This is a genomic window from Pseudomonas yamanorum, assembly GCF_900105735.1.
GTDB classification, from domain to species: domain Bacteria; phylum Pseudomonadota; class Gammaproteobacteria; order Pseudomonadales; family Pseudomonadaceae; genus Aquipseudomonas; species Aquipseudomonas yamanorum.
This window is the reverse complement of record NZ_LT629793.1, coordinates 2,951,261-2,977,197: the sequence shown is the minus strand read 5'-3', so window position 1 is coordinate 2,977,197 and position 25,937 is coordinate 2,951,261. Positions and strand designations below refer to the sequence as shown.

Annotated in this window: 18 protein-coding genes; 12 read left to right on the top strand and 6 right to left on the bottom strand. The window is 61.5% G+C overall.

All coding sequences use genetic code 11. The features are described from left to right. Positions 1–64 precede the first annotated feature (64 nt). The 5 genes from hslU to BLU46_RS14070 all read right to left on the bottom strand — a co-directional run bounded on the left by hslU (position 65) and on the right by BLU46_RS14070 (position 7,011). Complete coding sequence (hslU, locus tag BLU46_RS14090; RefSeq protein WP_003209321.1) at positions 65–1,402, bottom strand: ATP-dependent protease ATPase subunit HslU; 1,338 nt, start codon at positions 1,400–1,402, stop codon at positions 65–67. A gap of 38 nt (positions 1,403–1,440) precedes the next feature. Next, a complete protein-coding gene (hslV, locus tag BLU46_RS14085; RefSeq protein WP_003209323.1) occupies positions 1,441–1,971 on the bottom strand; it encodes an ATP-dependent protease subunit HslV in 531 nt (176 codons plus the stop codon). A 267-nt stretch (positions 1,972–2,238) separates the two neighbouring features. Further along, the gene (locus tag BLU46_RS14080) at positions 2,239–2,943 is read right to left on the bottom strand and encodes an SPOR domain-containing protein (protein ID WP_017478234.1); all 705 of its coding nucleotides are present in this window, start codon (positions 2,941–2,943) and stop codon (positions 2,239–2,241) included. Between the two features lies 1 nt (position 2,944). Continuing rightward, positions 2,945–4,681 (bottom strand): arginine--tRNA ligase, encoded by a 1,737-nt coding sequence (argS, locus tag BLU46_RS14075; protein WP_093202613.1) that lies wholly within the window; start codon positions 4,679–4,681, stop codon positions 2,945–2,947. Between the two features lie 110 nt (positions 4,682–4,791). Continuing rightward, positions 4,792–7,011: a primosomal protein N' gene (locus BLU46_RS14070; RefSeq protein ID WP_093202608.1), complete on the bottom strand. Its 2,220-nt coding sequence runs from the start codon at positions 7,009–7,011 to the stop codon at positions 4,792–4,794. A 298-nt stretch (positions 7,012–7,309) separates the two neighbouring features. On the opposite strand from BLU46_RS14070, the gene rpmE reads away from it, so the two are divergent. From rpmE to BLU46_RS14055, 3 genes are all read left to right on the top strand, one after another. Next, complete coding sequence (gene rpmE, locus BLU46_RS14065; protein ID WP_003209330.1) at positions 7,310–7,540, top strand: 50S ribosomal protein L31; 231 nt, start codon at positions 7,310–7,312, stop codon at positions 7,538–7,540. A gap of 41 nt (positions 7,541–7,581) precedes the next feature. Next, positions 7,582–8,370, top strand: a complete 789-nt coding sequence (locus BLU46_RS14060) for a thermonuclease family protein (RefSeq protein WP_093210158.1) — start codon at positions 7,582–7,584, stop codon at positions 8,368–8,370. A 181-nt stretch (positions 8,371–8,551) separates the two neighbouring features. Continuing rightward, positions 8,552–9,820, top strand: a complete 1,269-nt coding sequence (locus tag BLU46_RS14055) for a malic enzyme-like NAD(P)-binding protein (RefSeq protein ID WP_093202605.1) — start codon at positions 8,552–8,554, stop codon at positions 9,818–9,820. Positions 9,821–10,015: 195 nt separating this feature from the next. Here the strand turns inward: BLU46_RS14055 and BLU46_RS14050 are convergent, their stop codons facing one another. Then, a complete protein-coding gene (locus tag BLU46_RS14050) occupies positions 10,016–12,472 on the bottom strand; it encodes a penicillin-binding protein 1A (protein WP_371103579.1) in 2,457 nt (818 codons plus the stop codon). A gap of 220 nt (positions 12,473–12,692) precedes the next feature. Between BLU46_RS14050 and pilM the strand changes: the two genes are divergently transcribed. From pilM to BLU46_RS14000, 9 genes are all read left to right on the top strand, one after another. Then, positions 12,693–13,346 (top strand): type IV pilus biogenesis protein PilM, encoded by a 654-nt coding sequence (pilM, locus tag BLU46_RS14045; protein WP_093210157.1) that lies wholly within the window; start codon positions 12,693–12,695, stop codon positions 13,344–13,346. Then, positions 13,346–13,897, top strand: coding sequence for a PilN domain-containing protein (locus BLU46_RS14040; RefSeq protein WP_063033468.1), 552 nt, complete (start codon positions 13,346–13,348; stop codon positions 13,895–13,897). The genes pilM and BLU46_RS14040 overlap by 1 nt, the downstream gene beginning before the upstream one ends. Beyond that, positions 13,894–14,907 (top strand): pilus assembly protein PilP, encoded by a 1,014-nt coding sequence (locus BLU46_RS14035; RefSeq protein ID WP_093202599.1) that lies wholly within the window; start codon positions 13,894–13,896, stop codon positions 14,905–14,907. Before BLU46_RS14040 ends, BLU46_RS14035 begins: the two co-directional genes overlap by 4 nt. A gap of 69 nt (positions 14,908–14,976) precedes the next feature. Then, complete coding sequence (locus BLU46_RS14030; RefSeq protein WP_063033466.1) at positions 14,977–16,314, top strand: type IV pilus secretin PilQ; 1,338 nt, start codon at positions 14,977–14,979, stop codon at positions 16,312–16,314. 4 nt (positions 16,315–16,318) lie between these two features. Further along, positions 16,319–16,837 carry a shikimate kinase AroK gene (gene aroK, locus BLU46_RS14025; protein WP_003209345.1) on the top strand — a complete coding sequence of 173 codons (519 nt, stop codon included), beginning with the start codon at positions 16,319–16,321 and terminating at the stop codon, positions 16,835–16,837. Between the two features lie 147 nt (positions 16,838–16,984). Next, complete coding sequence (gene aroB / locus BLU46_RS14020) at positions 16,985–18,085, top strand: 3-dehydroquinate synthase (RefSeq protein WP_093202594.1); 1,101 nt, start codon at positions 16,985–16,987, stop codon at positions 18,083–18,085. A 10-nt stretch (positions 18,086–18,095) separates the two neighbouring features. Beyond that, positions 18,096–19,661, top strand: coding sequence for an SPOR domain-containing protein (locus BLU46_RS14015; protein ID WP_093202591.1), 1,566 nt, complete (start codon positions 18,096–18,098; stop codon positions 19,659–19,661). A 350-nt stretch (positions 19,662–20,011) separates the two neighbouring features. Next, positions 20,012–24,457 carry a glutamate synthase large subunit gene (gene gltB / locus BLU46_RS14005; protein ID WP_063033465.1) on the top strand — a complete coding sequence of 1,482 codons (4,446 nt, stop codon included), beginning with the start codon at positions 20,012–20,014 and terminating at the stop codon, positions 24,455–24,457. Positions 24,458–24,489: 32 nt separating this feature from the next. After that, positions 24,490–25,908 carry an FAD-dependent oxidoreductase gene (locus tag BLU46_RS14000; protein WP_003209353.1) on the top strand — a complete coding sequence of 473 codons (1,419 nt, stop codon included), beginning with the start codon at positions 24,490–24,492 and terminating at the stop codon, positions 25,906–25,908. The last annotated feature ends 29 nt before the right edge of the window (positions 25,909–25,937 follow it).

Genomic DNA, 25,937 nt, shown 5'->3' with positions numbered 1-25,937 from the left:
CTATCGCAGGCAAGCCAGCTCCCACACAAGCCAGGCTGCTATGCAGGCCGGTTCTATATGTGGCTTACAGGATATAACGAGACAGATCTTCGTTCTGCGCCAATTCGCCCAAGTGGCTGTTGACGTAGTCGGCGTCGATCTTGATCGCCACGCCATTCTGCGCGCCCGCCATGTCGCCAGCACTGAAGGACACTTCCTCCAGCAGGCGTTCAAGCAAGGTGTGCAAACGACGGGCACCGATGTTCTCGGTCTTCTCGTTGACCTGCCAGGCGATCTCGGCCAAACGCTTGATACCGTCCGGCAGGAACTCAATGCCCAAGCCTTCGGTTTTCAGCAGTTCGCGGTATTGCTCGGTCAGCGACGCATGGGGCTCACTGAGGATGCGTTCGAAGTCGCCTGGCGTCAGTGCTTTCAGCTCAACGCGAATTGGTAGACGGCCTTGCAGCTCCGGCACCAGATCGCTCGGCTTGCTCAGGTGGAACGCACCGGAAGCGATAAACAGGATGTGGTCGGTCTTGACCATGCCCAGCTTGGTGTTGACGGTGCAGCCTTCGATCAGCGGCAGCAGGTCACGCTGCACGCCTTCGCGGGATACGTCGACGCCGCCGGAGTTACCGCGCTTGGCCACCTTGTCGATCTCGTCGATAAACACGATGCCGTGCTGCTCGACCGCTTCCAGGGCCTTGGCCTTGAGCTCTTCCTCATTCACCAGGCGCCCGGCTTCTTCGTCGCGCACCAGTTTCAGCGCTTCCTTCACCTTGAGCTTGCGGCTTTTCTTCTTGCCCTTGCCCATGTTGGCGAACAGGTTCTGCAACTGGCTGGTCATTTCTTCCATGCCAGGCGGTGCGGAGATGTCGACGCCGGACACTTCGGCGACTTCGATCTCGATTTCCTTGTCGTCCAGCTGGCCTTCACGCAGGCGCTTGCGGAACAGCTGGCGGGTGTTGGAATCCGAGCTCGGTGCGGCGTCTTCGTTGAAGCCCATGCGTGCTGGTGGCAGCAGGGCGTCGAGGATGCGTTCTTCGGCGGCGTCTTCGGCGCGATGGCTGACCTTGGTCATTTCCTGTTCGCGCAGCAGCTTCAGGGCAGCGTCGGCCAGGTCCCGAATGATCGACTCGACGTCACGGCCCACATAGCCCACTTCGGTGAACTTGGTGGCTTCGACCTTGATGAACGGAGCATTGGCCAGTTTGGCCAGGCGCCGGGCGATCTCGGTTTTACCGACACCGGTCGGGCCGATCATCAGGATGTTCTTGGGGGTTACTTCAACGCGCAATTCTTCGGGCAGTTGCATCCGGCGCCAGCGGTTACGCAGGGCGATGGCAACGGCGCGCTTGGCATCGTCCTGGCCGATGATATGGCGATTGAGTTCATGGACGATTTCGCGGGGAGTCATGGACATAGTAATTGGCGGTCCTCAAGCGGGAATAAGCCTGCGGCTTACTCGGCGAGGTCCTGCTCCTCAATGGTCAGGTTGTGGTTGGTGAAGACACAGATGTCGCCAGCGATACCGAGGGCAGTCTCGACGATTTCCCGGGCCGACAGGTCGGTTTTCTTCAGCAGGGCGCTGGCAGCGGCCTGGGCGTAACCGCCGCCGGAACCCATGGCGATCAGGCCTTCTTCGGGTTCAACCACGTCGCCGTTGCCGGTGATGATCAGGGAGGCGTCTTTGTTGGCGACGGCCAGCATGGCTTCGAGGCGGCTGAGGGAGCGGTCGGTGCGCCATTCTTTGGCGAGTTCGACGGCGGCACGGACCAGGTGGCCCTGGTGCTTCTCAAGTTGGCCTTCAAAGCGCTCGAACAGGGTAAAGGCGTCAGCGGTGGCGCCGGCGAAACCGGCGAGGACCTGGCCGTGGTACAGGCGACGGACTTTTTTCGCGTTGCCTTTCATCACGGTATTGCCAAGTGAAACCTGGCCGTCGCCGCCCATGACGACTTTGCCGTGGCGGCGAACTGAAACGATGGTGGTCAAGGGGAGAGTCTCCACGCTGCGGGGCGAAAATGCCCTGATGGAACTCATATGGGGGTGGCGGGGGGGATTTCAACTGTAGGACGAGAGGGCGGACGAGTGGTGAATCTGTGTGAACCGAGGTTTTAAATACAATGAAAACCAATGTGGGAGCCGGGCTTGCCCGCGATGGTGGTGGGTCAGTCACCGAAAATATTGACTGTTCCACCGCCATCGCGGGCAAGCCCGGCTCCCACATTTGATCTGCTGTGACCTCGGAGTCGGGGCCGATCAGCGGCTTTGGCGTTGTTGTAACAACAGGTTGCTAAACCCTGCACCCGCCAGTTGTTTCTGGGCCACGGTCAGCTGTTCACGGTTGCTGAACGGCCCTACCAGCACGCGATACCAGGTCGCATCCTTAACCGTCCCGGATTCCACCGTCACCGCCTGCCCCAACAGAATGATCTGCGCACGCACACGGTCCGCATCCGCCTGTTTCGGGAACGAGCCCGCCTGCAGGAAGAACTTGGTCACCGGCGCTGCTTTAGTCGTAGCGACTGGCGGTGGTGGCGGCGGGGTAATCCCGGCCAATGCCGCCTGGGCCCGTGCAGTGTCGATTTTCGCCGCTTCCGCCGGAGTCACAGGTGTGGTCGGCACAGGCTGTGGCGTCGGCAGGGTTTTTTCCGGTACGGCATCCGGCGGCACGATCACTTCCGATTCCGGCAGCAATGTGTAGAAGTCGTACTTCGGCTTCACCGGCGCAGTCGGGCTCGGGACGGTCTTGTTCGCTTCGGCCATTTTCGTGGCCCTCTGCTGCTCTTGCTTGACCCGTTTGACGTCATCGCCCTTGCCCGGGTCCAGCTTCATCAGGAACACGACAAACGCACCGACCGTCAGGCCGATCGCCATCCACAACCAGCCCGGAATAGGTTTCTTCGCAGGTGCCTGGTAGCGGCTGGCGCCGCGCTTGGGTGCAGGTTTTTTCTTGGCAGCCAACTTACATACGCTCCAGAGTTTCCAGGCCCAACAATTCCAGGCCTTGCTTGAGGGTCCGTCCTGCCAGTGCGGCGAGGCGCAGGCGGCTCTGCTTTTGGGCTTCGTCGTCTGCGGTCAGGATCGGGCAGTTCTCGTAGAAGCTGGAGAACAAACCGGCGACTTCGTACAAATAGGTGCAGAGGATGTGCGGCGTGCCTTTTTCACCAACGCTGTTCAGCACTTCGCCGAATTGCGCCAGCTTGGCCGCCAGTTCCTGCTCGTGCGGCGCTTCAAGGTTGATCTGGCCTTCGACTTCACTGAAGTCCTTGCCCAGCTTGCGGAACACACCGGCCACCCGGGTGTAGGCATACAGCAGGTACGGCGCGGTGTTGCCTTCGAAGTTGAGCATCAGCTCGAAGTTGAAGCTGTAGTCGCTGGTACGGTGCTTGGACAGGTCGGCGTATTTCACCGCGCCAATCCCCACCACGCGGGCGATATTGCGCAGGTCGGCTTCGGCCAGCTCCGGGTTCTTTTCCTTCACCAGGTTGTAGGCGCGGTCCTGGGCTTCGTTCAGCAGGTCGATCAGCTTCACGGTGCCGCCGTCACGGGTCTTGAACGGGCGGCCATCGGCGCCGTTCATGGTGCCGAAGCCCATGTGTTCCATCTGCATCGGGTGGGTGACGAAACCGGCGCGGCGCGCCACTTCGAACACTTGCTGGAAGTGCAGGGCCTGGCGCTGGTCAACGAAATACAGGGCGCGGTCGGCTTTCAGCACGCCGCTGCGGTAGCGCACGGCGGCCAGGTCGGTGGTGGCGTAGAGGTAGCCGCCATCGGCCTTGACGATGATCACCGGCAGCGGGTCGCCGTCGGCCGTCTTGAATTCTTCGAGGAACACGCACTGGGCACCGTTGCTCTCAACCAGCAGGCCCTTGGCCTTGAGGTCGTTGACCACGTTGATCAGGTCGTCGTTGTAGGCGCTTTCGCCCATGACGTCGGCCATGGTCAATTTGACGTTGAGCAGCTCGTAGATTTCCTGGCAGTGGGACAGGGAGATCTCGCGGAAGCGGCCCCACAGCTCCAGGCATTCGGCATCGCCGGCTTGCAGCTTGACCACCAGGCCACGGGCGCGGTCGGCGAATTCTTCGGATTCGTCGAAACGCTTCTTGGCGGCGCGGTAGAAGTTCTCCAGATCCGACAGCTCATTGCTGGTGATCGGGTTTTCCTGCAGATAGGCCATCAACATGCCGAACTGGGTGCCCCAGTCGCCCACGTGGTTCTGGCGGATTACGTCGTCGCCGAGGAATTCCAGGACCCGCGCCACGCCGTCACCAATGATGGTTGAGCGCAAGTGACCTACGTGCATTTCCTTGGCCAGGTTCGGCGCCGACAGGTCGATAGCCACGCGCTGTGCCGGGCCAGCCTTGCGTACGCCGATCCTGGCATCCGCCAGGGCCGCGTCCAGGCGCGAAGCCAGGGCCTGGGTGTTCTGGAAGAAGTTGATAAAGCCCGGGCCGGCGATTTCAGCCTTGGTCACCTGCGGGTCGGCCGGCAGCGCGGCGATGATTTTTTCCGCCAGGTCGCGAGGCTTCAGGCCAGCCGGCTTGGCCAGCATCATCGCAATGTTGCTGGCGAAATCACCGTGGGTCTTGTCGCGGGTGTTTTCCACCTGGATCGCCGGCGTCAGGCCTTCAGGCAACACACCTTCGTTGACGAGTTGGGTGAGGGCTTGTTGGATCAGCTGGCGAATGGTGTCTTTCATGGTGTTCTCTTTCGACCGCAAGCGGTGGCGCGCGATGCGCAGGTGGAAAAACTGGGCATTATCCGTGGGGAGGGCGGGCTTGCCAACCTTCGCTGGACCTATGGCCAGGCTTAATACAAATCTACCGGGTCTACGTCCAACGACCATCTCACTTGTCGCCCGCTGGGCATTTGCTCCAGGGCAAGTAACCAACTGCTTAATAAACGATGCAGCGGGGCGCGGGCACTGGCTTGCAAGAGCAGCTGGGCACGGTAACGCCCGGCGCGACGTTCCATGGGCGCGGGTACCGGGCCGAGCAGTTCGATGCCGGTCAGACCCAGTCCCCCAAGCAAACGTTCAGCCTCGCTGCACGCTTCATCCAGGAAGCCTTCGGCCTGCCCCGGCTTGTGCGCCTCGGCCCGCAGCAGCGCCAGATGCGCAAACGGCGGCAAGCCGGCCGAGCGGCGTTCGCTCAAGGCCTGCTCGGCGAAGGCAAAGTAACCTTGCTCTGTCAGTTGAATCAGCAATGGGTGGTCGGCCAGATGCGTCTGGATGATCACCTTGCCTGGCTCTTCAGCCCGCCCGGCGCGGCCTGCGACCTGCACGATCAGCTGTGCCATCCGTTCGCTGGCGCGGAAATCCCCGGAGAACAACCCGCCGTCGGCATCCAGGATCGACACCAGGGTCACCCGTGGGAAGTGATGCCCTTTGGCAAGCATCTGTGTGCCCACCAAAATGCACGGCTGGCCCTTCTGGATCGTGGCGAACAGCTGATTCATCGCGTCCTTGCGCGACGTACTGTCACGGTCGACCCGCAGCACCGGGTAATCCGGGAACAGAATGCCCAGCCGCTCCTCGGCGCGCTCGGTGCCTGCGCCCACCGGGCGCAAGTCGACCTTGCCGCACTGCGGGCAGTGACGTGGCACCCGTTCCACATGGCCGCAGTGATGGCAGCGCAACTCGCCGGAACGCTGGTGGACGGTCATTCGCGCGTCGCAGCGCTTGCACTCGGACATCCAGCCGCAGTCATGGCACAGCAGCGTCGGCGCAAAACCCCGGCGGTTGAGGAACACCAGCACTTGCTGGCCCGCCGCGAGGGTTTGGCCTATGGCTTGTTGCATCGGCCCGGAAATGCCGCTGTCCAGCGGGCGACTTTTCACGTCCAGGCGCAGGAAGCGTGGCTGCTTGGCGCCGCCGGCCCGCTCGTTCAGGCGCAGCAGGCCGTAGCGACCGGTGTAGGCGTTGTGCAGGCTTTCGAGGGAGGGCGTGGCCGAACCCAGCACAATCGGGATGTTTTCCTGGCGGGCCCGCACCAGTGCCAGGTCGCGGGCGTGGTAGCGCAGGCCTTCCTGCTGTTTATAGGAGCCGTCGTGTTCTTCGTCGATGATGATCAGCCCGGGATTTTTCATCGGAGTGAACAGGGCCGAGCGGGTACCAATAATAATGTCGGCCTCGCCGTCCCGGGCGGCGAGCCAGGATTCCAGGCGCTCGCGGTCGTTGACCGCCGAGTGCACCAGGGCGATGCGCGCGTTGAAGCGCTGCTCGAAGCGCGCCAGGGTTTGCGGGCCGAGGTTGATCTCGGGGATCAACACCAACGCCTGTTTGCCGGCCTCGAGGGTTTCGCGGATCAGCTGTAAATAGACTTCGGTCTTGCCGCTGCCGGTGACGCCCGCCAGCAGGAACGCGTGGAAGCTGTCGAAGCCGGCGCGAATCGCTTCATAGGCGGCGCGTTGTTCCGGATTGAGCGGCAGCTCCGGCTGGGCCAGCCAGTGTTCGTGGCGTTCGCCGGGGGCGTGCTTGCGGATCTCCACCTGCACCAAACCCTTGGCGAGCAGCAAGTCCAGGCTGTCCTTGCTCAGCATCAACTTGCTTAACAGCTGATGGGCGACGCCGTGGGGATGCTGGGCCAGGGTCGCCAGGGCTTCACGCTGGCGCGGGGCGCGGGCGATGCGCGGGTCGTCCATGCGCGCCCCCGGTACCATCGACCAGAAACGCTCTTGGCGCGCCTCGGCCAATTCGCCCTGGCGCAACAGCACCGGCAGCGCCCAGCTCAAGGTATCGCCGAGGCTGTGCTGGTAATACTGCGAGGTCCACAGGCACAACTTGAACAGCGCAGGTGGAAGCGGCGGGGTGGCGTCGAGGATGGCCACGGCAGGCTTGAGCTTCTCGGCGGGCACTTCGCTGTGATCGGCGACTTCTACCAGGATGCCGATCATTTCCCTCCGGCCAAACGGCACGCGCACGCGCATGCCCGGCTGCAACTGCGACCGCAATACGCCGGCGGGTGCCCGATAATCGAACAGGCGGCGCAGGGGCGAGGGCAGGGCGAGGCGCAAAATGGCGTCGGGCACGCGGGGGTTCTCATATGACGGGCGGCGAAGAAGGGCGGGAGCCTAGCAGACCAGCGGTGGATGTGGGAGCCGGGCTTGCCCGCGATAGTAACGACACGGTGCACCTGAGACACCGTAGAGTCTGCATCGCGGGCAAGCCCGGCTCCCACAGGGCCTTGTGTATGCCGCGCTTTTTCTGATGAAAGGGGCCGTTGTGCTTCTTGCGCGTTTAAAAAGGTCTGGTAGAATCCGCGGCCTAATTACGTGCGGTATTCAACAATAGTGTTGATTGGCGGCACGCTAGCCTGAGGAATACACCATGAAAGCCGATATCCATCCAAACTATGTTGCCATCGACGTTACCTGCAGCTGCGGTAACAAGTTCGAAACCCGTTCGACTTTCGGCAAAGCTCTGCCAATCGACGTGTGCAACGAGTGCCACCCGTTCTACACCGGTAAGCAGAAGACTCTGGATGTTGGCGGCCGTGTTGACCGCTTCAAGACCCGCTTCGGTGCTTTCGGCGCTAAAGCTGCTCCTAAAGCCGAGTAAGGCTGGTCCGCTTGGATGGCCTGTATGGCTTGTCCTCGCTGATGAAAAAGGCGTCCCTTGTGGGCGCCTTTTTTGTGTCTGCGATTTGGCTGGCGCCCGCCCAGGCCGAGGTCTTCTGCCCGGCGCCCGGCAATGTCGCTATTTTTGACGTGCAGCGGGTGGTGGATGGCGACACGGTGCGCCTCAAGGACGGCCGCAACGTGCGCATGATCGGCGTCAATGCCCCGGAAACCGGCAAGAAGGGCCGCACTGACGAGCCCTTCGCCGTGGCCGCTCGCGAGCGTCTGCAAAGCCTGGTGGATGCGAGCGGTGGGCGCGTTGGCGTGGTGCCCGGACGGGAAAGCAAGGATCGTTACGGTCGCACCTTGGCCCATCTTTACGGCGCCAATGGCGAAAATTTGGAGGCGCAGTTGCTCGCCGAAGGCCTCGGCTTCCAGGTGGCCGTCGCGCCGAATGTGGAGCTGGTGGCCTGCCAGCAAGCCGCCGAACGCAGTGCCCGGCAGGCCCGTTTGGGGCTGTGGCGCCAGTCACCGGTGGTAGATGCGGCGAAGATCCGTCGTTCGGGCTTTGCGGTGGTCAGCGGCCAGGTGAGCAACATCGAACGCAATCGCGGCGGAGTCTGGATTGAGTTGCAGGGCTCACTGGTATTACGCATTGCGCCCAATCGGGTGGCCGCGTTCGACAGTGCACTGTTGAAGGGTTTACAGGGGCAATCCATCGAGGCGCGCGGCTGGGTGCTGGACCGTTCCCGGCGCGGTGGCCTGGAAAATGGCCAGGCACGCTGGCTGCTGCCAGTGACCGATCCCGGCATGCTTCAGCGGATGCCGTAAGAAAAAATTGTAGACATTTTTTCTTATGATTGTGAACAGTTGAGCCCTTGTATCCCGTGGCTCTTGGCCAAAAGTCGTAGGGCAGGGCCCTTGACACCTGTGACTGCCCAGTCTTGTGGGGACTTTGCGACACGCGTATCCTCGGCGGTCCGTCGACCAACAGTAAAAGCGGAATGCCGATATGTCTGATTTGAAAACTGCCGCTCTCGAATATCATGCCCATCCTCGTCCAGGAAAGCTGAGTGTAGAGCTCACCAAAGCCACTGCCACCGCCCGCGACCTGTCGCTGGCCTACAGCCCTGGCGTTGCCGAGCCCGTACGTGAAATCGCCCGCGATCCTGAACTGGCCTACAAGTACACCGGCAAAGGCAACCTGGTTGCAGTGATCTCTGATGGCACCGCGATCCTCGGCCTGGGTAACCTCGGCCCATTGGCTTCCAAGCCAGTCATGGAAGGTAAAGGCGTACTGTTCAAGCGCTTCGCCGGCATTGACGTATTCGACATCGAAGTCGATTCCGAAAGCCCGCAGGCTTTCATCGACACGGTAAAGCGCATCTCCATCACCTTCGGTGGCATCAACCTGGAAGACATCAAGGCACCTGAGTGCTTCGAGATCGAAAAGGCCCTGATCGAACAGTGCGACATCCCGGTATTCCACGATGACCAGCACGGCACCGCGATCGTTACCGCGGCCGGCATGATCAACGCCCTGGAAATCGCTGGCAAAACCCTCGGCGAAGCCAAGATCGTTTGCCTGGGCGCCGGCGCTGCGGCCATCTCCTGCATGAAGTTGCTGGTGAGCATGGGCGCCAAGCTGGAAAACATCTACATGGTCGACAGCAAGGGCGTTGTGCAGTCCGAGCGTACCGACCTGAACCAGTACAAGGCGATGTTCGCGCATCCGTCCTCCAAGCGTACCCTGGCTGACGCCCTTGACGATGCAGACGTGTTCGTTGGCCTGTCCGGTCCGAACCTGCTGAGCGCCGAAGGCCTCAAGTCCATGGCCGCCAACCCGATCGTGTTCGCGTGCTCCAACCCGGATCCGGAAATCTCCCCGGAACTGGCCCACGCCACCCGCAACGACGTGATCATGGCCACCGGCCGTTCGGACTACCCGAACCAGGTCAACAACGTACTGGGCTTCCCGTTCATCTTCCGTGGTGCCCTGGACGTTCGCGCCAAGCGCATCAACGAAGAAATGAAAGTAGCTGCCGCCAACGCCCTGCGCGAACTGGCCAAGCTGCCGGTACCGCAGGACGTTTGTGACGCCTACGGCGGTGCGAAACTGGAATTCGGTCGTGAGTACATCATCCCGAAACCAATGGACAAGCGCCTGATCACCCTGATCTCCGATGCCGTGGCCAAAGCCGCAATCGAGACCGGTGTGGCCACCCTGCCGTATCCGAAGAACTACCCGCTGCAAAGCGTGGATGATGTGTTCAACGGCTAAGCCGTTGTAGCGCACCAACAAAAAGCCCCGGCTCTTGCGAGTCGGGGCTTTTTTTGTGGCTGGCAATTAGCTCGAGCCTGGCGGTGATCCAAATGTGGGAGCGGGCTTGCTCGCGAAGACGGTGTGTCAGTCGGCCCATCTGAGCCTGATACCCCGCTTTCGCGAGCAAGCCCGCTCCCACATTGGATCTGCGTGTTAGAACAAGTCGATCGGTGCCGCCTCATCCGCCGGCAGCGGGCTGCCCGGTGCAACGCCGTTGCCCAGTTCGTTGACCGATGGCGGCGTGTCCTCGCTCTTGAACAGCTCGAAGTACGCATTCGGCGTGCTCGGCGCTGCCGCACGGCCGCTGACCGGGTCGATTCGCAGGCTGAGTATGCCTTCCGGCTCCGGCTGGGTGTGCAGCGGCTTGTCCTTCAATGCAGCACCCATGTAGCTCATCCAGATCGGCAGCGCGACGGTGCCACCGAACTCCCGGCGACCGAGGCTTTCCGGCTGGTCGTAACCGGTCCATACGGTGGTCACGTAGTCTCCGTTGTAGCCCGAGAACCACGCATCCTTGGATTCGTTGGTGGTACCGGTCTTGCCGGCGATGTCGGCGCGGCCCAGGGCCAGGGCGCGACGCCCCGTACCTTTCTTGATCACGTCTTCCAGGATGCTGTTGAGGATGTAGGTGGTGCGGCCATCCACAACGCGTTCGGCTACCGCCGGCGCTTGTGGTGCGGCAGGGGCGCCGGCGGCCGGTGCTTCGCCTGGCGTTGGCTCGATGGTGATGCCGCCGTTGGTCGGTGCTGCCTGGCCGTCAGTGGCGGCGACGCCATTGACCACGTCGCCCGGTACCCGCGGCGGGTTGGCGGTAAACAGGGTTTCGCCGCTACGGCTTTCGATCTTGTCGATCAGGTACGGGGTGATCTTGTAGCCGCCGTTGGCAAAGGTGCTCCAGCCGGTGGCGATTTCCATCGGCGTCAGCGTGGCGGTACCCAGTGCCAGGGACAGGTTGGGCGGCAGGTCCGACTTGTTGAAGCCGAAGCGGGTGATGTAGTCGATGGTCTTGCCTACGCCCATCGCCTGCAGCAGGCGGATCGACACCAGGTTACGCGACTTGTACAGCGCCTCGCGGACGCGGATCGGGCCGAGGAAGGTGTTGGTGTCGTTCTTCGGGCGCCAGACCTTGTCCAGGTACTCGTCGACAAACACGATCGGCGCATCGTTGACCAGGCTGGCGGCGGTGTAGCCGTTATCCAGGGCGGCGCTGTAGATGAACGGCTTGAAGCTCGAGCCCGGCTGGCGCTTGGCCTGGGTGGCGCGGTTATAGTTGCTCTGCTCGAAGGCAAACCCGCCAACCAGGGCGCGGATTGCACCGTTCTGCGGGTCAAGCGACACCAGGGCGCCCTGTGCCACGGGCACCTGGCTGAATTTCAGGCTGTCGTCCTTCTGGCGCTGCACACGAATCAGGTCGCCGACCTGGGCTACGTCCGACGGCTGCTTGGGCATCGCCCCCATGCTGTTGGTGTTCAGGAACGGGCGGGCCCATTTCATGCTGTCCCACGACACATGTTCTTCGCCGGTGCGGGTCAGTACCTGCACGCCATCTTTTTTCACCTGGGTGACGATGGCTGGCTCAAGGCCGCTGATCGGGCGTTGTTTGCCCAGTTCGACGGTCCAGGCGCTCAGGGTCTTGCCCGGCAGGCGCGATTCAGGGCCGCGGTAGCCGTGGCGCTGGTCATAGGCGATCAAGCCTTCGTGTACCGATTTATTGGCGATTTCCTGCAGGTTGCTCGGAATCGTCGTGGTCACGCGGAAACCTTCGGTGTACGCCTCGCTGCCATAGCGGCCGACCATCTCGGCGCGGGCCATTTCGGCGATATACGGGGCATTCACTTCCGGGGTCGGCACGTGATAGCTGGCGTTCAGCGGCTCGGCCACCGCACTTTCGTACGCGGCCTGGTCGATCTTGCCCAGCTTGTACATGCGGCCCAGGATCCAGTCGCGGCGCTCTTTGCTGCGCGCCGGGTTGGCCAGCGGGTTGAAGCGCGAAGGCGCCTTGGGCAGGCCGGCAATCATCGCCATCTGCGCCAGGCTGGCATCACGAATCGACTTGCCGTAGTAGACCTGGGAAGCCGCCTCGATGCCGTAGGCACGGTTGCCGAGGTAGATCTTGTTGACGTACAGCTCAAGGATCTCGTCCTTGGTCAGCTGACGTTCGATCTGCAACGCCAGGAGAATTTCCGTGGCCTTGCGGGAAAAGCTGCGTTCGCTGGTGAGGAAGAAGTTCTTCGCGACCTGCATGGTGATGGTGCTGCCACCGGACTGAATGTGTCCGCTTTTTACCAACTGCGTGGCGGCCCGCACCAGGCTGCTTGGGTCAACGCCATAGTGGTTGGCGAAATTATCGTCTTCAGCCGACAGCAGGGCGTTGATGAAATTGGGTGGAATGTCGGCGAAACGGATCGGGGTGCGGCGCATTTCGCCGAACTCCGCGATCAGTTTTTCATCGCTGCTGTAGACCCGCAAAGGAATCTGCAACTGGATACTTCTCAGGGCCTCTACGGAGGGCAAACCCGGACTAAGGTAGAGATAGGCCCCGCTGAGCACGAGCATCAGCCCGCAGACGATCGCGACAATGGAGTACCCGAAAAACTTCAGCAGACGAATCAAGGCTTTTGGATTTCCAAGGAAAAGAATGGGTTAGGCGTCGGGGCATGCACGGCAAGCGGTGGATCGACCCGGCCAGCAGATAAACGCGGGAAAAAACGCTGGGCATTAAAGCATTTTTCGGCTTCGGGCGTCATTCGTGCCGCTCACACAAGCCGACCGAATGCAGGAAGCCTGGCAACAATCAGTCCGTAAGACAGGGAAAGTTTTGGGGAGTTTTATGAGAAAGGGATTTTTCAGGCGAAAAGCCGATGCCGTCCTGGGTATCGACATCAATGACGCCGGCATCAAGCTGGTGGAACTGGAGGTTTCAGGCGTCGGCTACAGCGTCCGGGGTTACGCCACGCAGCAGTTGCCGGCCCATGCGGTGGTCGACAGCAGCGTGATGGATTTCGATGCCGTCGCACAGGCACTGTCCAGGGCGCTGGTACAGGCGCATACCTCGCTCCGACAGGCCGCCGTCGCCGTCGCCGGGCCTTCGGTGATTACCCGTGTGCTCGAGATGGACGCAGGGCTCACTGAGGTTGAAATGGTGCGTCGAATCTACTCGGAAGCAGACCAGTACATTCCTTATCCGTTGGAGGAGGTGGCCATCGACTTTCAGGTGCAGGGTCCGTCGGCCGGTGATCCTCAGTGCGTCGATGTGTTGCTTGTCGCCTGCCTCAAGGAACAGGTCGAGGCCCGGGAGGCGGTTTTGGCCCTGGCGGGCCTGGGGACGCGGATCGTGGATGTCGAAGCATTTGCATTGGCTCGCGCGGGCAGGCAGGCTTCGGACAGCATCACGCCGGGCCGTCGTGTCGATGGCGCGCAATGGGCCGTGGATGCCCAGGGAATGGGAGTGGCCTGCGGGTTGGCCCTGAGGAGTTTCGACTGATGACACGAATCAACCTGCTGCCGTGGCGCGCAGAACGGAACCAGCGGCGGCGCAAATATTTTCTGGTGTTCCTGGCGGGGGCTGCAACTGTGGCGCTGGCTGCGGTATGGCTGGCAGACCAGGTGATCGACCGCGCGATTGATCGGCAATTGGCCCGTAACAGCCAACTGAAGGTGGGCGTTACCGGGCTCGACTCGCGGATCAAGGCCATCGACGAGCTGCATGAGCAACGCCAGCAGTTGATGGAACGGATGAAAGTTGTGCAGGGTTTGCAGGACGATCGTTCGGCGGGCGTTCAGTTGCTGGACCAATTGGCTCGTGCCATGCCGGATGGGGTGCAGTTGCGTGAGGTGAGTGTTGACGGTGGATCTGTTTCGATCAGCGGTACTGCCGAATCGAACCGTGATATTGCTCAGTTGATGCGTGGCCTTGAGGCAACCGGTGACTTGCAGGCGCCCCGGCTTCAACGGGTTAGCGGTGCGCAGGGCGGTGACGACAATAGCTTTCAGCTGACGGTTCGCCATGGTCATTCCGATGAGGTGCGCCCATGAGAGGGGCGTCAGGCCTGCCAGGGCTGACGGAATCCGATATCACCCAGTTCTGTCGAAACGCTCTCGACTGGCCCCTGCCGGGCAAGGCTTTACTGGGGAGCGCGGTTTTTTGCCTGCTGTGGGCAGTAGGCAACACCTTCTACTTGAGCGGGGCGCGGGAGCAACTGCGCCAGCTTGAGGCGCAGGAAGTGACGCTTGAGCAGCAAATCGCGCTGAAAACCAGTCAGTCTGCCGGCCTCCAATCCCAGGCCCGGGAACTCGAAACGATGCGAGGCAGTTTCGCCAACCTGTTGCGGCAGTTGCCTGTTGATACCCAGGTGCCCGGCCTGCTTGAGGATATTGGCCACCTGAGTGCCGCCAATGGCTTGGTGCTGGAGGCCATCGAACTTCGGGATGACCAGCCTCGGGCCTTGTACATCGAGTCGCCCCTGCAGATTGGAGTGACCGGGACTTTTCACGAGCTGGCGGCGTTCATCAACGGCATGGCCGGCTTGCCAAGGATTGTCACGGTCCATGACTTGGCGTTCAGTCATGTCGATCGCTCCCTGTTGCGCCTCAGCCTGGTGGCGAAGACTTATCGGCACAACCGACAGGCGAGCGATGACCTCGAGGTTGGCCTACGCGAGCCCTCGTCTGCTTTCGTAGAGCCAATTGCCTACGATTTTGCATCCTTACGCGATCCTTTCCAGCCACCCTTTCGCCAGCTTGTGAGGCCCGCTGGGCGACCGGCTACCGGACCGGATTTGGCCAGGCCCCGCGGAATCCTCGAAGGCTTCGCCGTTGAGCAGTTCGAGATGGTCGGGACCTTGTCCCTTGGTGCCCAAACCTTCGCCCTGCTGCGGGGAGCGTCGTCTGTCCATCGGCTGGCAATCGGCGATTACCTGGGCCCGGACCACGGGCGCATCACGGCGATTCATGACTCCCATGTCGAACTGGCCGAGCTTTTCCCGGACGGCCAGGGCGCTTGGCTGGAACGCTCGCAAACTCTTTCCCTGAACGTGAATTCATAACGGAAACAAACAATGAAAAGGACTTTTTCGTCCTTCGGTGTGGCGCTATGGATAGCGTTCACGGCACCGATGGTCATGGCTGTGCCCAATCGAATCGACCTGATTCACCTGCCGCCACCTGGCAATGCGCCCCTGAGTACAGAGCGCGTGGCATTTACCGGCGACAAGCTGTCCCTCAACTTCCAGAACATCGAGTTACGCGCGGTGCTGCAGCAGATTGCCGACGTCGCCGGCCTCAATCTGGTGGCCAGCGACGACGTGCAGGGGGCGATCACCCTGCGCCTCAAGGACGTGCCCTGGGACCAGGCCCTGGATCTTGTGCTGCAAACCAAGGGGCTGGACAAACGTGTGACGGCCAACGTACTGCTGGTGGCGCCTGCCGAGGAGTTAGCGGCCCGCGAGCTGCTGGTGCTGGAGTCGCGCAAGCAAATGACGGAGCTGGCCCCGCTGCGCCGTGAACTGCTGCAAGTGAATTATGCCAAGGCGTCGGACCTGGCCAAGCTGTTCCAGTCGGCCGTGGGCCTGGAAGGTGCAACCGATGAGCGCGGCTCGGTGGCGGTGGATGATCGCACCAACAACATCATCGCCTACCAGACCCAGGAGCGGCTGGAGGAGCTGCGTCGGATCGTGGCGCAACTGGATATTCCGGTAAGGCAGGTGATGATCGAGGCGCGGATTGTCGAGGCCAATGTGGATTACGACAAAAGCCTGGGGGTACGCTGGGGTGGGCAGATGAGTCGGGGTAACTGGGGCGCTGGCGGTATCAGGAAACCGCTGGCCGAGGGTGCCGAGCCTCCCGAAAACCCGCCCAGCTCGCCGTTTGTAGATATGGGCACGGTCAACGGCAGCGCCGGCCTGGGGATCGCCTTTATCACCGACAACCTGCTGCTGGACTTGGAGCTGACCGCCATGGAAAAAACCGGCAACGGTGAAATCGTCTCGCAGCCCAAGGTCGTCACCTCCGATAAGGAAACCGCACGAATCCTCAAGGGCACCGAGATTCCCTATCAGGAATCCAGCTCCACCGGTGCTACCTCGGTGTCGTTCAAGGAAGCCTCGCTTTCACTGGAAGTGACGCCGCAAATCACACCGGACGGCTGGGTGAACATGGAGGTCAAGGTGACCAAGGACGAGCCCGACTACCTGAACAAGCTCAACGATGTGCCGCCGATCAAGAAAAACGAGGTCAATGCCAAGGTGCTGGTCCAGGACGGGGAGACCATCGTGATTGGCGGAGTTTTCTCCAATACTCAAAGCAAAGTGGTAGATAAAGTGCCATTTTTGGGCGATGTGCCGTATCTTGGCCGCCTTTTCCGGCGGGATGTGGTTTCGGAGAAAAAATCCGAGCTGCTGGTATTCCTGACTCCGCGTATTATGAATAACCAGGCGATTGCTGTGAGTCGTTGATTCTGTGCGAAATTTGATTCTTGTAGGACCGATGGGGGCTGGAAAAAGCACCATCGGCCGTTTGCTGGCCAAAGAGCTGCGCCTGCCATTCAAAGACTCCGATAAGGAAATTGAATTGCGCACGGGTGCCAATATCCCGTGGATCTTCGATAAGGAAGGCGAACTGGGCTTTCGCGACCGCGAGCAGGCGATGATTGCCGAGCTGTGCGGTTGTGATGGCGTGGTATTGGCCACCGGCGGCGGCGCGGTGATGCGTGACGAGAATCGCCGGGCGCTGCACGCCGGCGGTCGCGTGGTTTATCTGCATGCGTCTGTGGAGCAGCAGGTGGGCCGCACCGCTCGCGATCGCAACCGCCCGTTGTTGCGTACCGCCGACCCGGCAAAAACCCTGCGGGACCTGCTGACGCTGCGCGACCCGCTGTATCGGGAAATCGCCGATCTGGTGGTGGAAACCGATGAGCGGCCGCCGCGAATGGTCGTTCTCGACATTCTTGAGCGCCTGGCACAGTTGCCGCCCCGTTAAAGCCAGAGCCGAAATGCGCTATCCTCGGCGGCGCGTCATGACCGTCCGAGTTGTGGCGTAGAGCCATCAGGCAGCGTCAGATCCCGACGTTGCCGACAACGTTAACGTAGGGCAATACGCCTGCTTTCATCTTCAACGCGGGGACACATGCAGACACTTAAGGTCGATCTTGGCGAGCGCAGCTACCCGATCCATATTGGGGAAGGTTTGTTGGACCAGCCCGAGTTGCTTGCCCCGCATATTGCCGGGCGGCAAGTGGCGATCATCTCCAATGAAACGGTCGCGCCGCTGTATCTTGAGCGTCTGAGCCGCAGCCTCGCGGCGTATTCGGTGATCTCGGTGGTGTTGCCCGACGGCGAGGCCTTCAAGACCTGGGAAACCCTGCAACTGATCTTTGATGGCCTGCTGACTGCCCGTCATGACCGTCGCACCACCGTAGTAGCGCTGGGTGGCGGGGTGATCGGCGACATGGCCGGCTTCGCGGCCGCCTGCTACCAGCGCGGCGTGGACTTTATCCAGGTACCGACCACGTTGCTGTCCCAGGTCGATTCGTCGGTGGGCGGCAAGACCGGCATCAACCATCCGCTGGGCAAGAACATGGTCGGTGCGTTCTATCAGCCGAATGTGGTGCTGATCGACACCGCCACCCTCAATACCCTGCCGCCCCGAGAGCTGTCGGCGGGCCTGGCGGAAGTCATCAAGTACGGCCTCATCTGCGACGAGCCGTTCCTGACCTGGCTTGAAGAGCATGTCGACGCCCTGCGCTCCCTCGACCAGGTGGCGCTGACCGAAGCGATTTCGCGCTCCTGCGCTGCCAAGGCGTTGGTGGTGAATTCCGACGAGCGTGAGTCGGGCGTACGCGCTACGTTGAACCTTGGCCACACCTTCGGTCATGCGATCGAGACTCACATGGGCTATGGTGTGTGGTTGCATGGAGAGGCCGTAGCGGCTGGCACGGTGATGGCATTGGAGATGTCGCAGCGCCTGGGCTGGATCAGCGCCCAGGAGCGTGATCGCGGGATCCGCCTGTTCCAGCGCGCCGGGTTGCCGGTCATTCCTCCCGAGGAGATGACTGAGGCAGATTTTCTCGAACATATGGCAATAGACAAGAAAGTGATCGACGGTCGACTGCGACTGGTGCTGTTGCGCCGAATGGGCGAAGCGGTAGTGACCGACGATTATCCGAAAGAGATTTTACAGGCCACGCTGGGAGCGGATTACCGCGCCCTGGCCCAGCTTAAAGGTTAATAAGATCCCGATGACTAGTTTGCATGCCGACGAGGCGTTCCTCGGCCATTACCAGTTAAGCCACGACCCTTTTGCTCCACGGGTGCCTGGTTTCAAATTTTTCCCTGCGCAACGCAAGCCGGTGCTCGGGCAGTTGCACCACCTCGCGCGCTACAGCCAGCTGTTGCTGGTGGTTACCGGCCCTCTGGGCAGCGGCAAGACTTTGCTGCGCCAGGCGCTGGTGGCCAGCACCAACAAGCAATCGGTACAGAGCGTGGTGGTTTCCGCCCGTGGTGCCGGTGATGCGGCGGGCGTGTTGCGCCAAGTGGCCCAGGCCCTGGACGTGTCCACTGCCGAGCCGAATGCGATCCTCAAGCAAGTGGTGCAACTGGGCCTGACCGGCCAGGAAGTCTACCTGCTGGTGGACGACGCCGAGCAACTCGACGAATCTGCCCTGGAAGCGTTGCTGGCCCTGGCGGCCGGTACGCCTGAAGGTCGTCCGCATGTATTCCTGTTCGGCGAGTCTTCGCTGATTGCCGAACTTGAGCAGATCAGCGGCGAGCAGGAGCTGTTCCACGTCATCGAACTGCAGCCTTACGAAGAAGAAGAAACCCGCGAATACCTCGCCCAACGGCTGGAAGGCGCAGGGCAGGGCATCGAACTTTTCTCCGCTTCGCAGATCTCTGATATTCACGAAAGCTCCGACGGCTGGCCTGGCACCATCAACCAGGTTGCCCGCGATGCCATGATCGAAGCCATGATTGCCAGCCGCTCTGCGGTCAAGCGTCCAAAGATGGGGTTCACTATGCCTAAGAAGCACGTATTGGCAATTTCTGCCGTTGTCGTGGTCGCTGTCGCCGCCGCCTGGTTGATTCCAGGTCGCAACAAGGCCCCGACCACCGCTGGCGCGCCAACCGAACAGGCGCAGTTGCCACTGGGCAAGCCAACACCGAACGTTGAGTTCGCCAACTCCGGCCAACCGACCAACTTGCCGATGGTTGGCCAGCCAGTGATGCGCGGCCCGCTCGCCGAAGAAGCCGGCGGCATTTCCGAAGGCGACGACGGTGTGCCGGTAGAGGGCTCCAGCGCCACGCCGCCGACCGTGACCACCACCGCGCCACCTGCGGGCGTGCCGGCGGGTCAGCCAGCTGCCAAGCCAGCACCGGCACCGACGCCTGCGCCGGCTCAGGTCGCTACCGCCAAGCCAGCGCCAGTTGCGAAGCCAGTAGCCCCGGCGCCGGTGGCCAAGCCAGCGCCTGCCGCCAAGCCTGCTGAAAAACCGGTGACTGTGGCCAAGGCCGGCGCTACCGGCAGCAGCTGGTACACCAGCCAGCCTACCGGTAACTTCGTGGTGCAGATCCTGGGCACCAGCTCCGAAGCCAACGCCCAGGCGTTCGTGAAAGAGCAGGGCGGCGAGTACCGTTATTTCAAGAAAGTCCTCAACGGCAAGCCGCTCTACGTGATCACTTACGGCAACTTCTCCAGCCGTACAGCAGCGGAATCCGCTATCAAGGCCTTGCCAGCGAAGGTTCAGGCTGGTAAACCTTGGCCTCGCACTGTCGCCAGCGTTCAACAAGAACTGGCAACAACTCGCTGAAGATCCGGCGGCCTTACCCAGGCCGCCCTCTCGGCACCTCAAAAAAAACAACAAAGCGTGCAGCCCTGAAGGCCGCGCGCTTTGTGGTGTCTGCGTCACAGTAGCTTTTGAGTCGTAGCGGTCAGAATTAAAAAAGTTTTGACTAGCACAGCATATCGCTTTAAACCTTTCATAAATGCGACATAGATTTGCGACATTTCGTCGCTAAATTTGTGAGCGTCTGTGTCGGTGTGTACAATGACCTCCCTTTTGCCCCCGCTAAGCCGGCGTACGTTCGGCGTGGAAGGTAACCGGTTGAATTGAAAAGAAATTTGCCTCGAAATAAGAGGCAGCCTGGTGAGAAAGTGTCTATGAAAGCAGGTCTGTACCAACCCGATGAATTCAAGGATAACTGCGGTTTCGGCCTGATAGCCCATATGCAGGGCGAGCCCAGTCATACCCTTTTGCAAACGGCCATCGAGGCCCTGACCTGCATGACCCACCGCGGTGGGATCAACGCCGACGGCAAGACCGGTGACGGTTGCGGCTTGCTGATTCAAAAGCCCGACCAGTTCCTGCGCGCAGTCGCCAAGGAGCATTTCGGCGCCGATTTGCCCAAGCAGTACGCCGTGGGCATGGTGTTCTTCAACCAGGACCCGGTCAAAGCCGAAGCTGCTCGCGAGAACATGAACCGCGAGATTCTGGCCGCTGGCCTGCAACTTGTCGGCTGGCGCAAAGTGCCCATCGACACCAGCGTACTCGGCCGCCTGGCCCTGGAGCGCCTGCCGCAGATCGAACAAGTGTTCATCGCTGGCGATGGCTTGAGCGACCAGGACATGGCGATCAAGCTGTTCACATCGCGTCGTCGTTCGTCCGTGGCCAACGCCGCCGACACCGACCACTACATCTGCAGCTTTTCTCACAAGACCATCATTTATAAAGGCCTGATGATGCCGGCGGACTTGACCGCCTTCTATCCAGACCTGAGCGATGAGCGCCTGCAAACCGCAATCTGCGTGTTCCACCAGCGCTTCTCCACCAACACCCTGCCGAAATGGCCGCTGGCCCAGCCATTCCGCTTCCTCGCCCACAACGGCGAGATCAACACCATCACCGGCAACCGCAACTGGGCCGTGGCCCGTCGCACCAAGTTCGCCAACGACCTGATGGACCTGGAAGAGCTCGGCCCGCTGGTCAACCGCGTGGGTTCCGACTCTTCCAGCATGGACAACATGCTCGAACTGATGGTCACCGGCGGCATCGACCTGTTCCGTGGCGTGCGCATGATCATTCCACCAGCGTGGCAGAACGTTGAGACCATGGACCCCGACCTGCGGGCGTTCTATGAGTACAACTCGATGCACATGGAACCGTGGGACGGCCCGGCCGGCGTGGTAATGACCGACGGTCGCTACGCCGTGTGCCTGCTCGACCGTAACGGCCTGCGCCCGGCGCGTTGGGTGACCACCACCAACGGCTTTATCACCCTGGCGTCGGAAATCGGCGTGTGGAACTACAAGCCGGAAGACGTGATCGCCAAGGGCCGCGTCGGCCCGGGCCAGATCCTGGCTGTGGACACCGAAACCGGTCAGATCCTCGACACCGATGCTATCGACAACCGCTTGAAGTCCCGTCATCCGTACAAGCAATGGCTGCGCAAGAATGCCCTGCGCATCCAGGCGACCATGGAAGACAACGACCACGGCTCGGCTTTCTACGACGTCGACCAGCTCAAGCAGTACATGAAAATGTACCAGGTCACCTTCGAAGAGCGTGACCAGGTACTGCGCCCGTTGGGCGAGCAAGGCTATGAGGCCGTCGGCTCCATGGGCGATGACACGCCAATGGCCGTGCTGTCCCAGCGCGTGCGTACGCCGTACGACTATTTCCGCCAGCAGTTCGCTCAGGTGACCAACCCGCCGATCGACCCGCTGCGCGAAGCCATCGTGATGTCCCTGGAGGTGTGCCTCGGTGCCGAGCGCAACATCTTCCAGGAATCGCCTGAGCACGCTTCCCGCGTAATCCTCAGCTCGCCGGTCATTTCCCCGGCCAAGTGGCGTTCGTTGATGACCCTGGATCGCCCGGGCTTCGACCGGCAGATCATCGACCTGAACTACGACGAGAGCCTCGGCCTTGAAGCCGCGGTGCGTAACGTCGCCGATCAGGCTGAAGAAGCCGTGCGCGCCGGCCGTACCCAGATCGTGCTGACCGACCGTCATATCGCCCCGGGCAAACTGCCGATCCACGCCTCCCTGGCCACCGGCGCAGTGCACCATCGCCTGACCGAAAAAGGCCTGCGTTGCGACTCCAACATCCTGGTTGAAACCGCCACAGCCCGCGACCCGCATCACTTTGCGGTGTTGATCGGCTTCGGCGCTTCGGCGGTGTACCCGTTCCTTGCGTACGAAGTACTCGGCGACCTGATCCGTACCGGTGAAGTCCTGGGCGACCTCTACGAGGTGTTCAAGAACTACCGGAAAGGCATCACCAAGGGCCTGTTGAAGATCCTGTCGAAGATGGGCATTTCCACCGTTACCTCGTACCGTGGCGCACAGCTGTTCGAAGCCATCGGCCTGTCGGAAGAAGTCTGCGACATGAGCTTCCGTGGCGTGCCAAGCCGCATCAAGGGCGCACGTTTCGTCGACATCGAAGCCGAGCAGAAAGCCCTGGCAGCCGAAGCCTGGAGCGCGCGCAAGCCGATCCAGCAAGGCGGCCTGCTGAAGTTCGTCCACGGTGGCGAATACCACGCCTACAACCCGGACGTGGTCAGCACCCTGCAAGCTGCCGTGCAGCAGGGCGACTACGCCAAGTTCAAGGAATACACCGCGCTGGTGGATAACCGTCCGGTGTCGATGATCCGTGACCTGTTCAAGGTGAAAACCCTGGACACGCCGCTGGCCATCAGCGAGATCGAACCACTGGAATCGATCCTCAAGCGTTTCGACTCCGCCGGTATTTCCCTGGGCGCCTTGTCGCCTGAGGCTCACGAAGCCCTGGCCGAAGCCATGAACCGCCTGGGTGCGCGTTCCAACTCCGGCGAAGGCGGTGAAGACCCGGCGCGCTACGGCACCATCAAGAGCTCGAAAATCAAGCAGGTCGCTACTGGCCGTTTTGGTGTAACCCCGGAATACCTGGTCAACGCCGAAGTGCTGCAGATCAAGGTCGCCCAAGGCGCCAAGCCGGGTGAAGGCGGGCAACTGCCAGGCGGCAAGGTCAATGGCCTGATCGCCAAGCTGCGCTATGCAGTGCCGGGCGTGACCCTGATTTCGCCGCCGCCGCACCACGACATCTACTCCATCGAGGATTTGTCGCAGCTGATTTTCGACCTGAAACAAGTCAACCCGCAGGCCCTGGTCTCGGTGAAACTGGTCGCAGAAGCTGGCGTGGGCACCATCGCCGCCGGTGTGGCCAAGGCCTACGCTGACCTGATCACCATCTCCGGCTACGACGGCGGCACCGGCGCTTCGCCGCTGACCTCCATCAAGTACGCCGGCGCACCGTGGGAACTGGGCCTGGCTGAAACCCACCAGACCCTGCGCGGCAACGACCTGCGCGGCAAGGTCCGGGTGCAGACCGACGGTGGCCTGAAAACCGGCCTCGACGTGATCAAGGCCGCGATCCTCGGCGCCGAAAGCTTCGGCTTCGGCACCGCGCCCATGATCGCCCTGGGCTGCAAATACCTGCGCATCTGCCACCTGAACAACTGCGCCACCGGCGTGGCGACCCAGAACGAGAAGCTGCGCAAGGACCACTACATCGGTACCGTCGACATGGTGGTGAATTTCTTCACCTACGTCGCCGAAGAAACCCGTGAGTGGCTGGCCAAGCTGGGCGTGCGTTCGCTGGAAGAGCTGATCGGCCGTACCGACCTGCTGGACATCCTCGAAGGCCAGACTGCCAAGCAACAGCATCTGGACCTGACGCCGCTGTTGGGCAGTGATCACATCCCGGCGGACAAGCCACAGTTCTGCCAGGTTGACCGCAACCCGCCGTTCGACAAGGGCCTGCTGGCCGAGAAGATGGTCGAGATGGCCAGTTCGTCGATCAACGACGCAAGCGGCGGCGAATTCGCCCTGGATATCTGCAACTGCGACCGTTCCATCGGCGCACGCATCTCCGGCGAAATCGCGCGCAAGCACGGCAACCAGGGCATGGCCAAGGCGCCGATCACCTTCCGCTTCAAGGGCACCGCTGGCCAGAGCTTCGGCGTGTGGAACGCCGGTGGCCTGAACATGTACCTCGAAGGCGACGCCAACGACTACGTGGGCAAGGGCATGACCGGCGGCAAGCTGGTGATCGTTCCGCCAGTGGGCAGCGTCTACAAGACTCAAGACAGTGCCATCATCGGCAACACCTGCCTGTACGGCGCAACCGGCGGCAAGCTGTTTGCAGCCGGCACGGCCGGTGAGCGGTTCGCAGTGCGTAACTCCGGTGCCCACACCGTGGTTGAAGGCACGGGCGATCACTGCTGCGAGTACATGACCGGTGGTTTTGTCGCGGTGCTGGGCAAGACTGGCTACAACTTCGGTTCGGGCATGACCGGCGGTTTCGCCTACGTGCTGGACCAGGACAACACCTTCGTCGACAAGGTGAACCACGAGTTGGTGGAGATCCAGCGGATCAGCGGCGAAGCGATGGAATCCTATCGCAACCACTTGCAGCATGTGCTGGACGAATACGTCGAGGAAACCAACAGCGAATGGGGTCGTAACCTCGCTGAAAACCTCGATGACTACCTGCGTCGTTTCTGGCTGGTCAAGCCCAAGGCTGCCAACCTGAAATCGTTGCTTTCCAGCATCCGTGCCAACCCGCAGTGATATGCGCCTGAAGAGTTTGATGAGGTTTTAACATGGCTGAACGTCTGAATAACGACTTCCAGTTCATCGATGTCGGGCGCAAAGATCCGAAGAAGAAACTGTTGCGTCAACGCAAGAAAGAGTTCGTGGAAATCTACGAACCCTTCAAACCCCAGCACTCGGCCGACCAGGCCCACCGCTGCCTGGGTTGCGGTAACCCGTATTGCGAATGGAAGTGCCCGGTGCACAACTTCATTCCGAACTGGCTGAAGCTGGTGGCCGAGGGCAACATCCTCGCCGCCGCCGAGCTGTCGCACCAGACCAACACCTTGCCGGAAGTGTGCGGCCGGGTGTGCCCGCAGGATCGTCTGTGCGAGGGTGCGTGCACCCTCAACGACGGCTTCGGCGCGGTGACCATCGGTTCGGTGGAGAAGTACATCACCGACACCGCGTTCGCCATGGGCTGGCGCCCGGACATGTCCAAGGTCAAGCCGACCGGCAAGCGCGTCGCGATCATCGGCGCGGGCCCTGCGGGCCTGGGCTGTGCCGACGTGCTGGTACGTGGCGGCGTAACCCCGGTGGTGTTCGACAAGAACCCGGAAATCGGCGGTCTGCTGACCTTCGGCATCCCCGAGTTCAAGCTGGAAAAAACCGTACTGAGCCATCGTCGCGAAGTCTTCACCGGCATGGGTATCGAGTTCCGCCTCAATACCGAAATCGGCAAGGACGTGACCATGGAGCAACTGCTTGAAGAATACGATGCCGTGTTCATGGGCATGGGCACCTACACCTACATGAAGGGCGGCTTTGCCGGTGAGGACCTGCCGGGCGTGTACGACGCTTTGGACTTCCTGATCGCCAACGTCAACCGCAACCTGGGCTTTGAAAAGTCGCCGGAAGATTTCGTCGACATGAAAGGCAAGAAGGTCGTGGTGCTGGGCGGTGGTGACACCGCGATGGACTGCAACCGTACTTCGATTCGCCAGGGTGCCAAGTCGGTGACCTGTGCCTACCGTCGTGACGAAGCCAACATGCCGGGCTCGCGCAAAGAGGTGAAGAACGCCAAGGAAGAAGGCGTGAAATTCCTCTACAACCGCCAGCCGATCGCTATCGTTGGCGAGGACCGTGTCGAAGGCGTGAAAGTGGTCGAGACCCGTCTCGGCGAACCGGACGCCCGTGGCCGTCGCAGCCCTGAGCCGATCCCGGGTTCCGAAGAGATCATCCCGGCAGACGCCGTGGTCATCGCCTTCGGTTTCCGCCCAAGCCCGGCGCCGTGGTTCGAGCAGTTCGAGATCCAGACCGACAGCCAGGGCCGCGTTGTAGCCCCGGAACAAGGCCAGTACAAACACCAGACCAGCAACCCGAAAATCTTCGCCGGTGGCGACATGGTGCGCGGTTCTGACCTGGTAGTGACGGCCATCTTCGAAGGCCGCAACGCCGCCGAAGGGATCCTGGATTACCTGCAGGTCTGACCCCGATCCCGGATTGAAATGGGATCAAA

Coding starts and splice junctions, on each gene's coding strand:
- hslU (WP_003209321.1), bottom strand. CDS start 1,402: ATGTCCATGACTCCCCGCGAAATCGTCCATGAACTCAATCGCCATATC.
- argS (WP_093202613.1), bottom strand. CDS start 4,681: ATGAAAGACACCATTCGCCAGCTGATCCAACAAGCCCTCACCCAACTC.
- rpmE (WP_003209330.1), top strand. CDS start 7,310: ATGAAAGCCGATATCCATCCAAACTATGTTGCCATCGACGTTACCTGC.
- BLU46_RS14060 (WP_093210158.1), top strand. CDS start 7,582: ATGAAAAAGGCGTCCCTTGTGGGCGCCTTTTTTGTGTCTGCGATTTGG.
- BLU46_RS14055 (WP_093202605.1), top strand. CDS start 8,552: ATGTCTGATTTGAAAACTGCCGCTCTCGAATATCATGCCCATCCTCGT.
- pilM (WP_093210157.1), top strand. CDS start 12,693: ATGAGAAAGGGATTTTTCAGGCGAAAAGCCGATGCCGTCCTGGGTATC.
- BLU46_RS14040 (WP_063033468.1), top strand. CDS start 13,346: ATGACACGAATCAACCTGCTGCCGTGGCGCGCAGAACGGAACCAGCGG.
- BLU46_RS14035 (WP_093202599.1), top strand. CDS start 13,894: ATGAGAGGGGCGTCAGGCCTGCCAGGGCTGACGGAATCCGATATCACC.
- BLU46_RS14030 (WP_063033466.1), top strand. CDS start 14,977: ATGGTCATGGCTGTGCCCAATCGAATCGACCTGATTCACCTGCCGCCA.
- aroB (WP_093202594.1), top strand. CDS start 16,985: ATGCAGACACTTAAGGTCGATCTTGGCGAGCGCAGCTACCCGATCCAT.
- BLU46_RS14015 (WP_093202591.1), top strand. CDS start 18,096: ATGACTAGTTTGCATGCCGACGAGGCGTTCCTCGGCCATTACCAGTTA.
- gltB (WP_063033465.1), top strand. CDS start 20,012: ATGAAAGCAGGTCTGTACCAACCCGATGAATTCAAGGATAACTGCGGT.
- BLU46_RS14000 (WP_003209353.1), top strand. CDS start 24,490: ATGGCTGAACGTCTGAATAACGACTTCCAGTTCATCGATGTCGGGCGC.